The sequence below is a fragment of the Pseudarthrobacter sp. S3 genome (genome assembly GCF_050156905.1).
Classification (GTDB): domain Bacteria; phylum Actinomycetota; class Actinomycetes; order Actinomycetales; family Micrococcaceae; genus Arthrobacter.
Genome location: NZ_CP189583.1, coordinates 3,235,037 through 3,248,549, shown reverse-complemented (window position 1 = coordinate 3,248,549; position 13,513 = coordinate 3,235,037). Strand labels below are relative to the sequence as shown.

Here is a 13,513-nt window from a genome sequence, read left to right as displayed (position 1 = left end):
TTATTATGAGTCGATCACAATAAGGCTTGGCTTACTTTCGGCAAATCCAGGAATTCCTGCATGGGGTTGAGGGATTCTCCTGCCGAGCGGCCCATGGCATGGAATTTCAGGCCGCCGGCTCCGGGCTCCGGCACCACACAGCTTAGACCCGTCACGCCGGGGCGGTCCGTCAGGCCCTGGATGGCGGCGGCCAGCGCCAGCAGGTGACCCGGGGTCAGGACGGCTCCGCCCGGCGCCGGCGGCAACGCCGGGGAGAGTAGTGTGTGGTGCGCTCCGGCCTTGACCTGCGGGGCCCTGGCAGTGAGTTCCGGGAAGGTGCCGTCCGCCGGCGGGACGGGCTCTGCCTCTTGCTCCGCAGCCAGCCGGCGCAGGGCGGTGCGGAGGCCGCCGTCGTACTCTTTGAGCTCTTCCGCTGGGGCCGGCACCCGGCGCTGCGCGGGAAGGCGCAGCTGTTCGCCGGGGGTGACCGGCTCGGCGTCCCAGCGCCCGAACAAGTGGAAGGTGGGGGTGGAGGATTCCGCCTCCGGTTCGCCTATGGCCGCTCCGATGGGGTGCCACCGGTGCGCAAACATTACCGTGCAGCGGCTGGCTCCCAGGACTTCGGCGAGGGCCTGCCGGGCAACGTTGTCGCAGTGCAGCCAGTCAGTGGCCGAGCGGAGATCGAACGCGGTGGCCGGATTGGTGAGCCGGATCAGCAGATGGCCGGCGTTCAGAGCAGTCCGGGGCCGGGCAACCTCCCAGAAATCCGAGGCAAAAAGCAGCCGCCTGGACACATTCATAAGCCGATTCCTTTCCCCCGACTGAGGATACCAATCGTGTGACAGAACAGGACGCCGCTGCCCCATTAGGGTTGAGGTGTACCGGCTCACGCAGGACAGCTTCTATGTGGGCCTGCTGGGCGCGTTTGCGTTGGTGCCGCGTCAACCAGCCGGCCCGCGGGTGGGCGACCTGCTGGCAGGCTCCGGGACTAAGATTTTGAGTGAGGGATGGGTCCTGCATCCGGGCGGGGTTTAGCGCATCGCGGTGGTCTGGCCGGAGGCACAGCTGCAGCCGGGCTTCTACATATACGATGCCCGCGACCCGGTGCTTTAGGACCGTGCCTTGTTGGGGGAACTTTGTCAGGGCGAGCAGGAGGAGCGGACGTGCACAAGCATTACAACGGCCTGAAAACTGCGGCGCTCTTCGGCGTCCTGTGGGCCGTGCTCCTGGGCCTGGGCGGACTGATCGGGATCAATACCCGCAGTGCAGCGCCCATCTGGATCATGGCCCTGATCGGCGTGGCCACCACGGCGTACGGCTACTGGAACAGCGACAAGATCGCCATCCGTTCCATGCAGGCCTACCCCGTCACGGAGGCCCAGGCGCCACAGCTGTACCAGATTGTCCGGGAGCTCTCGGTCCGGGCCAACCAGCCGATGCCCCGTATCTACCTCTCACCCACCATGAACCCGAACGCGTTCGCCACCGGCCGGAACCCAAAAAACGCCGCCGTGTGCTGCACCGAGGGGATCCTACAGCTGCTCGATGCCCGGGAACTGCGCGGGGTTCTGGGGCACGAGCTGATGCACGTGTACAACCGGGATATCCTTACGTCCTCGGTGGCGGCCGCGGTGGCTGGCGTCATCACGTCCGTGGGCCAGATGTTGCTGTTCTTCGGGGGCGACCGGCGCAACTCCAACCCGCTGGCCATGCTGGCGATGGCGCTTTTGGCGCCGTTTGCGGCGTCGCTGATCCAGCTGGCCATCTCCAGGACCCGCGAGTACGACGCCGATGAGGACGGTTCGGAGCTCACTGGCGATCCGCTGGCCCTCGCCTCGGCCCTGCGCAAGATTGAGCAGGGGGTGCGGATTGCGCCGCTGCCGCAGGAGCAGAAGCTGGTCAACACCTCGCACCTGATGATTGCCAACCCGTTCCGCGGCGGGGCGATCACCAAGCTGTTCGCCACACACCCGCCCATGAAGGAGCGGATCGCCCGGCTGGAACGGATTGCCGGCCGGCCGCTGAACTGAGGACAACCGAGGAGGGGTGCTAGCTGCGGAAGTTGACGAACTGCAGGTCCGCCTCGTCGAAGTCCTTCAGCAGCGCCATAACAGACTGCAGGTCATCGCGGGACTTGGACGAGACGCGGAGTTCGTCGCCCTGGATCTGGGATTTGACCCCCTTGGGGCCCTCGTCGCGGATCAGCTTGTTGATCTTCTTGGCCAGATCCTGCTCGATGCCTTCCTTGATGGAGGCTTCCAGCCGGAATTCCTTGCCGGATGGGTACGGCTCGCCGGTGTCCAGGGACTTCAGGGAGATGCCGCGGCGGATCAGCTTGGACTGGAGGACGTCCAGCACGGCCAGGACGCGTTCCTCCGAGTTCGCCTTCATCAGGATCTTCTCGCCGCTGAATTCGACCTCGGCGCCGACGCCCTTGAAGTCGTAGCGCTGGACCAGTTCCTTCTGTGCCTGGTTTAGCGCGTTGGCCACTTCCTGCTTGTCCACTTTGCTTACGACGTCGAACGTTGACTCGCCTGCCATGATTCTCCTTGTGTCGGTGGGTGCCCTGAAATTGGCTCTGCAGGGCGTGGATCTCTGCATTCCAGCCTAATACGGATCGCCCGGCTGTGGCGCTGTGGCGGTTGCGGCGCTGGAGCGGATGTGGCACGTTTCCGGATTCACAGTTCCCTCATAGCGGACGCACTGGGGGAACGAAGCCGGGTGATGGAGAGTTGAACGCGTTGGAAGTAGCTCGAAAGGGAACACCATGCCACGCACCGCCGTCCGTTACGTCACCCGAACCACCGCCGCAGCCGCCGGCGCCGTGGCCACCGCCGCAACCTCCGTTGCCGCAGCAGCCATCGCCGCCTCCATTATCTTCAGCCCCGTCCCGGATGCCTCGGCCCGCATGGACGGTGTGAGCGAGGACCTGCTGCGGGCGGTCCAGCTGAACCAGATCACCGAGGAGCAGGCCGTGAAGTTCGAGGCAAGGCTGGCCGGACGGATTCTCGGCGACGCCTGACGCCCGGTTTTCCACGGAATTGCGGGGCGTCCGGCGGCGTTTTCAGGGGCCTGCCGCCTCGATTCGATGTTTCGGCAGAAGTTCTGTAAAGTTGTCTTGCCCGCGGTTACTGGAAGCGGAACGGCCCGGAAACGGACGTTCTGAACACTGCAGCCGGGGGTGATCTTCTTTTGAAGTTCGGCAGATTACCCGAGCGGCCAAAGGGGGCTGACTGTAAATCAGCTGGCAACGCCTACGGGGGTTCGAATCCCTCATCTGCCACCCAAGGAAAGGCCTCCGGAACCCATCAGGTTCCGGAGGCTTTTTTGTGCCCGAAATCAGGGGGAGGGGCCGTCGTCGACATCAGTGTTGGCCCCGGCGTAGGCTGGCACCATCGGCGCATATGTCCCCGATGCCTTGCGTCGATACATCACTCGATGAAGGAGAACCAATGAGCGTTGTACGTGAATTTATGACCACGGATGCACAGTGTATTACGGAGCATCAGTCCCTCGCAGATGCCGCTCGGATGATGTTGGATCTGGACTGCGGATCGCTGCCGATCTGCGGCGATGACGGCAAGTTGAAGGGCATGATCACCGACCGCGACATCGTGCTCAGGTGCGTTGCCGCCGGCCTGGATCCCCGCGAGATGCTGGCCAGCGAGCTGGCCACCGGCAAGCCCTACTGGGTTGACGCCGATGCCAGTGTTGACGCAGCGATCGAAATCATGGAGCGGCACCAAGTAAGGCGGCTCCCGGTTATCGTCGACCACAAGATGGTCGGCATCATCAGCCAGGGCGACATTGCGCGCAACTACACCGAGGAGCGCGTGGGCGAACTGGTGGAGCACATTTCGGAACGCCACCCGATGTCTGCATAGTCAGGCAAATTCCCGCATGGCCTTGTTCGCGGCTCCTTGCCTTAAGGTTCGGAACCGCGAACAAGCTTCGGAAACGCTGGACCGCATACCCGGCCGGTGCCTAGTTGAGCGCGATCAGCAGCATCTGGTTGGTCCCGGGGATGCAAGTCTGCAGGATAGCCCGGGGGAACCCGCCGAATACCGCGATGACATCGTTGGTGGTTCCCGGGTTGGGGACCTGGCCCCTCGCTGTCGCTGTGTAGGTCCCGTAGCCCGGAATGCTGACGGTCTCGCCCACGCCGATGCCGGAGAAACGCGCCCACCCGCCGCAGAAGTCGTGCTCCGTGATGAAGAGGGAGTAGCCGTCGTTTGGCGTGTAGTGGATGGGCCCCATGCAGGCGTCCAGCATGGCCTGTCCGCCAGCGCCCGCGACGTAGATGGTGCGGACAGCGGGCGCGGCCTGGACCGGCGCCGGGGCGGGGACGTAGGCCGGTGAAGCAGCGACGGGTGCAGCCCATGCCGTAGCCGGGGCTGGAGCGGAAACCTCGACGGCGGGTCCCGTCAGCTTCAGCGTTTGGCCCGGGACGATGATGCTGTAGAGGCCCAGCCCGTTGGCGGCCAGCATCGCGTTCGTGTCAACGCCGTACCTGGCCGCGATCCCACCCACGGTGTCGCCGGGAACCACCGTGTAGAGGTTGGTATCGCCCGCGGGTGCCGGAGCAGGTTCGGGAGCTGGTGGTGGGGGAGCCTCGGCCGGGGGCGCGGGCGCCGCAGCTGCGATCTCCGGCTGCGCGGTGCCGGCTGCCGCACCATCAAAGTCAACGTACCCAACATACGGCGCGTCCAATGGCACCGCCGCCAAAGGCCGGGCAACGCGCACAACTGGTGACGCCGCCGTCGTAGTGGCCCCCGGTGGCACCGACAACTCTGCCGTGGGGGCTGGGCCGGCCAGGGCGCCGACGCCGAAGGCGGAAATGACGGCGGCGCTTGCCATGCCTGCCCACAGCTTGTTGCTGATGGGCCGGCGGCCCGGTATGAGTTCGACCCGCGGCTCGTCGGTTTCGAAATTTCGGCGGGGTGGTTCGGGAATTTTTGGACTCAACTGATACATGGGTGGCCCGTCGCAGGTCGGGCCCGCAACTGAGGCGGCAAGGCCGCCGCAAACTACATATGCGGGACGGATCGAGGTGTGATGCGCTGCGCGGTCCCGGTCTTTGAACGGAACCGCGCACTGAAGCGCATGATGGGAACCCCCGCATACCCAGAAGATACGGATGTTCCGCTATGAAGCGGCATCATCCACCCCAGCTCGGAGGATGCGCCGGCAACTTGTTCAGCCCTACGAGTTTCGAGTCTAGGAAGCTGCGACGGGCGCTGCACCAGTAGGCAATACCTGAATTTTTGCGTCGGGTACGTGGCCCCGCGGCGGCGCCTACTCGCAGTCCTGGAAGCGGCTACCCGGTGTCCGGCTCCCCGGCCCGCTGGAAATTTCTACAACGTTGGGCGGTCCGTGAGCTCGGCCACCTCGCGCCGCAGCGCAGCGATCTCCGTGACCAGGCCAGCCAGTTCTGCCCGCAGGGGTTCTTCTATGGACTCCGCGGCAGCTTCAGTGGACTCCTCGACGCGCTGGACCAGCCAGGAAGCGATGGATGCCGTTACCACACCCAGCACGGCGATGCCACTCATCATGACGGCCGCGGCAACCATCCTGCCGATCGGCGTTGCTCTCTGGCCAGCCACAGGTTCGCGGCGTAATCCAGGGCAAAGATACCCCACGTCAGCAACATCACGGTCTCGAGCCATTCCGCACTGCGGCCTTCAACGCGGCCAATCACCTGCCACGTCTAGGCCGCCCTGAAAACGAGTGCCGTTCCCATCAGCGGCCACTCGGCGAGGTCCCGGTAGCGTTGTTGCGTCATGCGCCACATCGTACGTGGCTGCCCAGCTTCTTTGGACTTGCCAGTAAGTTACCCCCGGGTAACATAGAGGCATGCACCTGCTTTTGCGAACGCTCCTGATGCTGTTCACCGCCGCCCGCCGTTCTGCGCTGACCATCTGGGACACATCGTCCCTGCCGCTGCGCGTCCTGCCCACCGACATCGATATCGCCATGCACGTTAACAACGGCATGTACTTTTCCCTTATGGACCTGGGCCGGTTCGACCTGATGGTCCGCAGCGGCGTGTGGAAGACGATGCGCCGGCGCAGCTGGACCCCGGTGGCGGCGGGGGAGACCATCGCCTTCCGGAAGTCGCTGCAGCTGTGGCAGCGGTACACAATCGAAACAAGGATCATCGGCCTGGATGCCAAGGCCATCTACTTTGAGCAGCGCATGGTTTCCGACGGCGAGATTTACGCGCGTGCCTACATCGCCACCCGCCTGGTCAGCAAGGGCGGGCCCGTGAGCCAGGAGGAGATCCTGCGCGAGTTCGGGCAGCCTCCGGCAGGTCTGGTGCTGCCCCAATGGATCCACGAATGGCGCGAGACCAACGCACTGCCCGGCAGCCGGACGCCGGCGCCGCACCTTTGGGAAAGCCTCAACCGGGAACCTCGGCCCTGACCGCAGACCCCGGCCGCTGGCCACCCTGACCGCCGGTCACCCGGAAAGCTACGTGCCGACGTCGCGCCTGTTCACAGCGAACGCGGCTACGGCCACCAGCGCCGCCGAAATTCCCCAGATCCACCCTGCCGCAGCCCAGTCCGCGCCGTTGACCACCGGTGAATTACCGTAAGCCCAGTGGTATGGGCTCAGATTCAGCAGCCACTCAACGTCCTCGCTCTGCCGGCCGACGGCGTTGAAGGTGTATCCAAGGACTCCGACGGCGGCGCCCGCGGCCAGTCCGTACGTCCGCCTTCCGGACATAGCGCCGGCGCATAGCGCGGTCGTTCCGCTCAGCAGTGCCAGCCCTGCAAACAGCACTGCTGCGCCGAAGAGGTTCTCGGGCCGTATGGCCAGGTGGGCCGAATCATTGAGCAGCCGGACCATGACAAAGACCAGGGCCGCGAGCAGCACCACACGCAGGAAGAGGGAGAGTGCGCGTTCCAGGACCACCTGGACGCGGGTCACCCCGTGGGCGAGGGTCAGCTCCAGCTGCCCGGACTCTTCGTCGCCGCCCACCGCGGCGGCACCCCACCCGACAGAAGCGATGGTCATCAGCAGGAAGCCGAGCAGGCCGAACAGCGTGGCCTGGGTGTACCCGGGACCGGTGGCGATCTGGTCGTAGTTCAGCGCCTTGGTCATCTCGGCCGGGAGGGAATCGATCATGCCCTGCATCTCCGTACTCCCGCCGATGGACGGGTACAGCGGCAGGTAGAGGAGCGTGGCGCCGGCCAGGGCGGCGGCCCATGCCGTGGTGGAGCGCCAGGAATCCAAGAAGGCCCGGCGGAACAGCGGCAGCGTAGTGCTCATCGCACGGCCTCCCGCTGCTCGGTGTCGTCGGGGTTCGCGTCCGCGGGACTTGAATACATCTTCAGCACTGACTCCTCAAGATCCGGTTCCGCCAGCACCAGGTCCGTCAGCTCCAGCGTTCCCAGGGCCCTGACCAGCGGCTGGATGGCCCCCTCCACGGTCGCCGAAAGGGTGATGCTGCCGTCGGTCGCCAGCACCTCAACGTGCCCGACGCCGGGTACCCCAGCCAGCAGCGCGCCGGCGTCGTGCGCTGTTATTCCGATCGCGGTGAACCGGACCCGGCGCACCGCACCTTCCCGAAGCCCGCTCACGGACTCGACGGCGATGATCCGGCCGTCCCGGAGTATGGCCACCGTGTCTGCGGTCTGCTGGACCTCGCTGAGGACGTGGGAGCTGAGGAAGATGGTCTGGCCGTTGTGCTGCGCCTCGCGGACCATGGCATGGAATTCCTGCTGGACCAGCGGATCCAGGCCGCTGGTGGGCTCATCGAGGACCAGGAGCTCGGGGTCGTGCATAAACGCCTGGACCAGGCCCAGCTTCTGTTTGTTGCCTTTGGACAGCTTGCGCGTGTGGCGGTCCAGGTCGAGCCCAAGCCGTTCGGCCAGGTCTTCGATCCTGCCCGGGGGCACCGGACCGCTGATGGCCTGGTAGTGGGCCAGGAGTGTCCGGCCCGTGAGGCGGCCCTCGAGGAACAGCTCACCCGGAAGGTAGCCGATCCGCCGGCGGAGTTCCGGACCACCCGCCCGGGGGTCCTTGCCCAGGACCCGGACCTGCCCCGAGGTGGGACGGATGATGTCCAGTAGGCAGCGCATGGTGGTGGTCTTGCCGGCGCCGTTGGGGCCGATCACGCCGAACACGGAGCCTGCCTCGACCGCGAAATCCACCCCGTGGAGCACCTCGCGCCGGCCGAATTTCTTCGTCAGGGACTGGGCGGAGATAGCCTGGGCCATGAACCCTCCTGGATGCGGCAGTCAGCGGCTGATGACCCCAAGGGTAAGCCTCGCAATGCCCGGTGTATACGGCCCCGCGGCGGGTATTCCCGATGACGCGGGGAGCGAACAGGGGACGCCCGGCCGGGACATCGGCCTGCGCCTCGCGTACCGTTGAAGGCATGGCTACCGTAGATATCACAGGTGAACAGTTCGCATCGACCATCGAAGGCAACGACATTGTCCTGGTGGACTTCTGGGCTGAATGGTGCGGTCCCTGCAAGCAGTTCGGGCCCACGTACAGCGCTGCTTCGGAGAAGCACTCCGACGTCCTGTTCACGAAGGTGGACACCGAGGCCCAGCAGCAGCTCGCCGCCGAGGCCGGCATCACGTCCATTCCCACTCTGATGGCGTTCCGCGAAAAGGTCCTGGTCTTCTCCCAGCCGGGCGCCCTCAACGCCCAGCAGCTGGAGCAGGTTGTTGACGCGGTCAAGGCCCTTGACATGGATGAAGTCCACGCCCATGTGGCGCGCTCGCAGGCAGACGCCGCAGCCGCCGCGGAAAGCAACCCGGCCACCGCCGGAAAGACGTCCGGCCCCCAGGACGGCACACAGATCCCGGATATCTAAGCGCCCTTAACTGCAACGCGGGGTCACTTCGCGCCCATAAACCTTGGTTAGATGGGCGCGAAGTGACCCCGCGTTGTGGTTTGCGGAAGGTTACAGGCGTTCCAGCTGCACGGGCTCGGCCAGTAGCGCGCTCAGGGATTCGTTCAGGTCTTGGACGGCGGTGCCCTTGGAGTGCTTCGCGAGCAGTTCCTCGGATTCCCACTGTTCCGTCAGGACCAGCTTCTCTTCGGAGGCTTCGGTCAGCTCGTAGCGGATGCAGCCGGCTTCGTTGACCACCTCGTCGATGGCGATTTCCAGGGCGAGCTTCACACGGAAGAACTCGCCGTCGTTGGGGATGAACGTTGCCTGCAGGTCGATGGGTGCACTCATGGATTTCACAATACCGGGACTCGGCATGCAGGCCTGCCCTGTTTACGCGCGGACACTCTCCTGTTGCGCTTCTCATGCGCTTTCATTGCCGGGGGCCAGGCGGTAGCGTGCCAGCATGCGCGCTTATACAGCCGGGGACACTGACGTCCCGCTTCTCGAGGAAACCATCGGCCGGAACTTCGAGCGGGTGGTGGCCCGGTTCCCCTTCCACGACGCGCTGATCGAGGCCGCGCCGGTGCCGGGCGCCGATGCCCGCCGCTGGAGCTACACCAAAATGAACGACGACGTCGATCGCCTTGCGCGTGCGCTCCTCGCTTCGGGGGTGGCCAAGGGGGACCGGGTTGGCATCTGGAGCCCGAACTGCGCCGAGTGGACGCTGCTGCAGTACGCCACGGCCAAGGCCGGCGCCATCCTGGTCAACGTGAACCCGGCCTACCGGAGCCACGAGTTGGAGTTTGTGGTGAAGCAGAACGGCATGCGGATGCTGGTGACGGCGCCGTCGGACCGGAACAGCGACTACGTGGGGATGGCGCGCCAGGTGCTCGCCGGCTGCCCTGACCTGCGGGAACTGGTGTTCCTGCCGGATTACGGCATGGACGGGCTCGACGCCGGCGACACCCAAAGTGACGGGGAGCTGACGTACGCCGAGCTGCTCAAGCGGGCCGACGCCGTCGGCCATTCCGGTCTGAAGGCGCGGATGGCGGACCTGGACCCGCACGATCCCATCAACCTGCAGTACACCTCCGGGACCACGGGCTTCCCCAAGGGCGCAACGCTGACGCACCATAATATCCTGAACAACGGCTACTCCATCGGTGAACTGCTGGGCTACACCGAGCACGACCGGGTGGTGATTCCGGTGCCGTTCTACCACTGCTTCGGGATGGTGATCGGGAACCTGGCGGCCCTCAGCCACGGTGCGGCCACCATCATCCCCGGCCGCGGCTTCACGCCGGCGGCGGCGCTGGAAGCCGTCCAGGATTTCGGTGGGACATCGCTGTACGGCGTGCCCACCATGTTCATCGCCGAACTGGCACTGCCGGACTTTGCCTCCTATGACCTGGCCACGCTTCGGACTGGTGTCATGGCAGGATCGGTGTGCCCCATCGACGTGATGAACCGGGTGATCTCGGAGATGCACATGGTAGACGTGGCCATTTGCTACGGCATGACCGAGACATCCCCGGTGTCCACCATGACCCGAAAGGGTGACACTCTGCAGCATCGCACCGAGACTGTGGGCCGCACCATGCCGAGGCTGGAAAGCCAGATCATCGACCCGGGCACCGGCGGGGTGCTGGAGCGCGGCGAGATCGGCGAGCTGTGCACCCGGGGCTACGCCGTGATGGCCGGGTACTGGGCCCAGCCGGACAAAACCGCGGAAGCCATCGACGCTGACCGCTGGATGCACACCGGCGACCTCGCCCGGATGGACGACGAGGGCTATGTGGTGATCGAGGGCCGCATCAAGGACCTCGTGATCCGCGGCGGCGAAAACATCTACCCGCGCGAGATCGAGGAGTTCCTGTACAGCCACCCATCCATCCAGGACGTGCAGGTGATCGGGGTGCCCGATGCCAGGTACGGGGAGGAACTGATGGCCTGCATCATCCTCACGCCCGGCGCTGAACCGCTGGACGCGGCCGCCGTCGCCGAATTCTGCCGCGGGAAGTTGGCACACTACAAGATCCCGCGCTACGTGGACGTCCGCGAAAGCTTCCCCATGACCGTTTCCGGGAAGATCCGCAAAGTGGAGATGCGCGAGGAAGCCGTCGTCCGGCTGGGCCTCTGACCCACACCCATAGCAACGCGGGGTCACGTAGGGCCCATGTTGGCATCCCGGATGGGCCGTAAGTGACCCCGCGTTGGGGTGGATGAAACCGGGCCTGTGGATAACTCAGTATCCTCACAACGGTGCGGACAGAATGGTGCACATGGTCCGCATCACGCCCTTGCCGCAGACGCTCAACACCCAGCCGTTCACCATCTATGAGTCCCGGATGCTGGGGGTCGCGCCCAAGCGTCTTCGCGCCAGGGACGTGCTCGACGGCGGACGGCTGATTTACCTGCCTGCCGGCCGTGAGTTTGTCCTTGCCGAACGGTCCCGGGTCCTTGCCGCGGCAACGCCCGGAGCCTGGGTTTCCCACGAGAGCGCGGCAATACTGACCGGGCTCGGCCTGCCGCCCTGGCTGGGTAAGGAGGAAACGATCCACCTCAGCAAACCCCACGGACTTCCTCGGGTCCGCCGTGCCGGAGTGGCCGGCCACCGCGTGCATGCGCTGCCCGGCGAGGTCATGGAAATCGACGGAATCCCAGTCTCCGTCCCGCCCCGGACCTGGCTTGATCTGGCGCATCACGTACCGCTGGCATATGTGATCGCCATGGGAGACCAGCTGATCCGCATGCCTCGGCCCGGTCTTGAAGGAAGGACCGAACCATACGCCTTCAAGGAAGGACTGCGATTGCTCATCCGGCAGCATCCAAACATGAAGGGTGTGGAGAAGGCCCGGCTTGCCCTGGACGAGATGAGAGTCGGCGCGGACTCGTTTCCGGAGACATTCCTACGCCTGGCCATGCTGGACGCCCGACTTCCTGAGCCGGAATTGCAGCTCCGCCTGGATCCGGATGACCCGTGGTCTCCGGCCGCGGACCTGGGCTACCGGCGGTTTCGGATCGCCATCCAGTACGACGGCGCCCCTCATCTCACCCGCGATCAGCAGTCGCGGGACAATCGCCGGGACGAAGGCTTCACCAACGCCGGTTGGTCCTATTTCAAGGCCAACGCGGAGGACCTCGCCGAAGGATTCACCAGCCTCATCGCCAGGATCAAGAAGGCCAAACTCCGCTCCCTCTAGTCCAGCGCGGGGTCACTTAACGCCCATGCGGGACGCCAACATGGGCGCTAAGTGACCCCGCGTTGCTTTCGGTGGTCAGTGCCGGCGGTGGTCCTGGATGGTCATCCGTGGCCCGAACGTCGGTTTGCGGAAGCCGCTCAGCCCGATCATCCGGACCACTCGCTGCCGGTGCCCGGTCCACGGCTCAAGCAAGGCCAGCATGCCGGCGTCGTCCGTCCGGCGGCCGGTGAGCGCGGCACCCACATAGGCGGCGAGGTGGTAGTCACCCACCGCGATGGAGTTCGGGCAGCCGTGCGTACGCTGCACCACTTCGGCAGCGGTCCACACCCCGATGCCGGGGATCACCTGCAGCTTTGCTGCCGCCTCCGCGGACGGCAGGGCAGCCAGCCGTTCAAGCGCGACGGCGGATCGCAGGGCCCGCATGACGGTCGCCGAACGCTGGGGTCCTACGCCGGCCTGGTGCCATTCCCACGAGGGGATGCGCAGCCACTGCTCAGGGGTGGGCTGGAGGCGGAGCCCTTCCGGCGCCGCGCTTCCGGCCGCCGGAGCCGGCGAGCCGAACCGGTACATCAGGTACCGGTAGCCGCGGCGGGCCTCAATAACGGTGACCTTCTGCTCGAGGATAGTGGGCACGAGGCAATCAACCACCCGCCCGGTCGAAGGGAGATGGACAGCCAGGTTCCGGCGTCGGGCGTCCCGGACCATCCTTGGGAGCGTGGCGTGGAAGTCCGGTTCGTCAAACGCCGACCAGTCGTCCCCGGCGCCCAAAAGCCGGGGCACTCCGGCGAGTCCGGCGGCGGAGCCGGGACCCCAGGCCTGGGCATCAACAGCCCCGTCCGCAGCAGCGGTGAGGCGCAGCGTGACCGGGCCGTCCGGCGTCGTAAACGCTGTCCATATCCCGTTAGGCCCGAACGAAAACGACAGATCACCGGTACCCCGCAGGAGAGTTCCCAGCGTCTGGTGCAGGCTGTACGGGCCGTCCGGATGCCACCGCAGGGACGCATCCGCGGCGGCTGCAAGCCGGGCCGGAGCGTCAAGGATGGTCATGTATTCATGGTCCCACGGTGGGCTGACAACGTGGCTTCCGGAGGCCCTTACAGTCCGAAGACGCCAGGACTAGACTCCATCGTGTGGCGCAGGGCGTCCGCGACTTTCCCCGCATTCAGAGGAAAACGCAGCGGCTGGAGTTGTGCATTTCGAGAGCCCCGCCGGTGACAAAGTACGCGCCAACACCTTCTACCAGAGCGCGTTCGGCTGGACCCTGATCCCCATGCAGGGGATGGACTACACCAGCGCCATCACTGCGCCGTCGGACGAACAGACAGGCATGCCGAGCGCGCCGGGGGCCATCAACGGTGCCCCAGGCCAAGGACGCCGTTCCCGGCATGGGCTGGTACGCCTATTTCAAGGACACCGAAGGCAACATCATGGGCCTCTGGCAGACGGATTCCTCGGCGGGGAGCTGAGCCCCGGGCAGGAC

Annotated in this window: 16 protein-coding genes, 1 tRNA gene and 1 pseudogene; 10 read left to right on the top strand and 8 right to left on the bottom strand. The window is 65.6% G+C overall.

Translation table 11 applies throughout. The annotated features are described in order from the left end of the window. Nucleotides 1-14 precede the first annotated feature (14 nt). Nucleotides 15-779 carry a hypothetical protein gene (locus ACQCSV_RS15615; protein ID WP_282329557.1) on the bottom strand — a complete coding sequence of 255 codons (765 nt, stop codon included), beginning with the start codon at nucleotides 777-779 and terminating at the stop codon, nucleotides 15-17. A gap of 363 nt (nucleotides 780-1,142) precedes the next feature. Between ACQCSV_RS15615 and htpX the strand changes: the two genes are divergently transcribed. Beyond that, complete coding sequence (htpX, locus tag ACQCSV_RS15610) at nucleotides 1,143-2,009, top strand: zinc metalloprotease HtpX (RefSeq protein WP_354157996.1); 867 nt, start codon at nucleotides 1,143-1,145, stop codon at nucleotides 2,007-2,009. A gap of 19 nt (nucleotides 2,010-2,028) precedes the next feature. Here htpX and ACQCSV_RS15605 read toward each other — a convergent pair whose 3' ends face one another. Continuing rightward, complete coding sequence (locus ACQCSV_RS15605) at nucleotides 2,029-2,520, bottom strand: YajQ family cyclic di-GMP-binding protein (protein WP_104061835.1); 492 nt, start codon at nucleotides 2,518-2,520, stop codon at nucleotides 2,029-2,031. Between the two features lie 226 nt (nucleotides 2,521-2,746). Between ACQCSV_RS15605 and ACQCSV_RS15600 the strand changes: the two genes are divergently transcribed. The 3 genes from ACQCSV_RS15600 (at nucleotide 2,747) to ACQCSV_RS15590 (ending at nucleotide 3,863) form a co-directional block, all read left to right on the top strand. Then, on the top strand, nucleotides 2,747-3,001 hold the full coding sequence (locus ACQCSV_RS15600; RefSeq protein WP_282329555.1) for a hypothetical protein: 255 nt from the start codon (nucleotides 2,747-2,749) through the stop codon (nucleotides 2,999-3,001). 179 nt (nucleotides 3,002-3,180) lie between these two features. Beyond that, nucleotides 3,181-3,262, top strand: a tRNA-Tyr gene (locus ACQCSV_RS15595). Nucleotides 3,263-3,431: 169 nt separating this feature from the next. Beyond that, nucleotides 3,432-3,863, top strand: coding sequence for a CBS domain-containing protein (locus ACQCSV_RS15590; RefSeq protein WP_354153246.1), 432 nt, complete (start codon nucleotides 3,432-3,434; stop codon nucleotides 3,861-3,863). 100 nt (nucleotides 3,864-3,963) lie between these two features. Here ACQCSV_RS15590 and ACQCSV_RS15585 read toward each other — a convergent pair whose 3' ends face one another. Beyond that, a complete protein-coding gene (locus ACQCSV_RS15585) occupies nucleotides 3,964-4,944 on the bottom strand; it encodes a LysM peptidoglycan-binding domain-containing protein (protein WP_426938734.1) in 981 nt (326 codons plus the stop codon). A 389-nt stretch (nucleotides 4,945-5,333) separates the two neighbouring features. Beyond that, nucleotides 5,334-5,582 carry a hypothetical protein gene (locus ACQCSV_RS15580; protein WP_354153248.1) on the bottom strand — a complete coding sequence of 83 codons (249 nt, stop codon included), beginning with the start codon at nucleotides 5,580-5,582 and terminating at the stop codon, nucleotides 5,334-5,336. A gap of 250 nt (nucleotides 5,583-5,832) precedes the next feature. Here ACQCSV_RS15580 and ACQCSV_RS15575 point away from each other — a divergent pair, with 250 nt between their 5' ends. Then, nucleotides 5,833-6,402: an acyl-CoA thioesterase gene (locus tag ACQCSV_RS15575; protein ID WP_426938733.1), complete on the top strand. Its 570-nt coding sequence runs from the start codon at nucleotides 5,833-5,835 to the stop codon at nucleotides 6,400-6,402. A gap of 48 nt (nucleotides 6,403-6,450) precedes the next feature. Here ACQCSV_RS15575 and ACQCSV_RS15570 read toward each other — a convergent pair whose 3' ends face one another. Next, nucleotides 6,451-7,251, bottom strand: coding sequence for an ABC transporter permease subunit (locus ACQCSV_RS15570; protein WP_426938732.1), 801 nt, complete (start codon nucleotides 7,249-7,251; stop codon nucleotides 6,451-6,453). Continuing rightward, nucleotides 7,248-8,201, bottom strand: a complete 954-nt coding sequence (locus ACQCSV_RS15565) for an ABC transporter ATP-binding protein (protein WP_426938731.1) — start codon at nucleotides 8,199-8,201, stop codon at nucleotides 7,248-7,250. The genes ACQCSV_RS15570 and ACQCSV_RS15565 overlap by 4 nt, the downstream gene beginning before the upstream one ends. Nucleotides 8,202-8,362: 161 nt before the next feature. Between ACQCSV_RS15565 and ACQCSV_RS15560 the strand changes: the two genes are divergently transcribed. Then, entirely contained in the window at nucleotides 8,363-8,809 is a 447-nt protein-coding gene (locus tag ACQCSV_RS15560; RefSeq protein ID WP_354153252.1) for a thioredoxin family protein, read from the top strand. 90 nt (nucleotides 8,810-8,899) lie between these two features. On the opposite strand, the gene ACQCSV_RS15555 is transcribed toward ACQCSV_RS15560, so the two are convergent. Next, complete coding sequence (locus ACQCSV_RS15555) at nucleotides 8,900-9,178, bottom strand: antibiotic biosynthesis monooxygenase (protein ID WP_354153253.1); 279 nt, start codon at nucleotides 9,176-9,178, stop codon at nucleotides 8,900-8,902. Nucleotides 9,179-9,293: 115 nt separating this feature from the next. Here ACQCSV_RS15555 and ACQCSV_RS15550 point away from each other — a divergent pair, with 115 nt between their 5' ends. Then, on the top strand, nucleotides 9,294-10,970 hold the full coding sequence (locus tag ACQCSV_RS15550; RefSeq protein ID WP_426938730.1) for an AMP-binding protein: 1,677 nt from the start codon (nucleotides 9,294-9,296) through the stop codon (nucleotides 10,968-10,970). A 142-nt stretch (nucleotides 10,971-11,112) separates the two neighbouring features. Then, complete coding sequence (locus tag ACQCSV_RS15545; protein WP_426938729.1) at nucleotides 11,113-12,033, top strand: hypothetical protein; 921 nt, start codon at nucleotides 11,113-11,115, stop codon at nucleotides 12,031-12,033. A gap of 75 nt (nucleotides 12,034-12,108) precedes the next feature. Here ACQCSV_RS15545 and ACQCSV_RS15540 read toward each other — a convergent pair whose 3' ends face one another. Next, nucleotides 12,109-13,080, bottom strand: a complete 972-nt coding sequence (locus ACQCSV_RS15540; protein ID WP_354222796.1) for a 3-methyladenine DNA glycosylase — start codon at nucleotides 13,078-13,080, stop codon at nucleotides 12,109-12,111. Nucleotides 13,081-13,222: 142 nt separating this feature from the next. Between ACQCSV_RS15540 and ACQCSV_RS15535 the strand changes: the two are divergent. Beyond that, nucleotides 13,223-13,276, top strand: a pseudogene (locus ACQCSV_RS15535) (hypothetical protein); the annotation flags it as partial. 112 nt (nucleotides 13,277-13,388) lie between these two features. After that, nucleotides 13,389-13,499 carry a VOC family protein gene (locus ACQCSV_RS15530; RefSeq protein WP_426939587.1) on the top strand — a complete coding sequence of 37 codons (111 nt, stop codon included), beginning with the start codon at nucleotides 13,389-13,391 and terminating at the stop codon, nucleotides 13,497-13,499. Nucleotides 13,500-13,513: the final 14 nt, after the last annotated feature.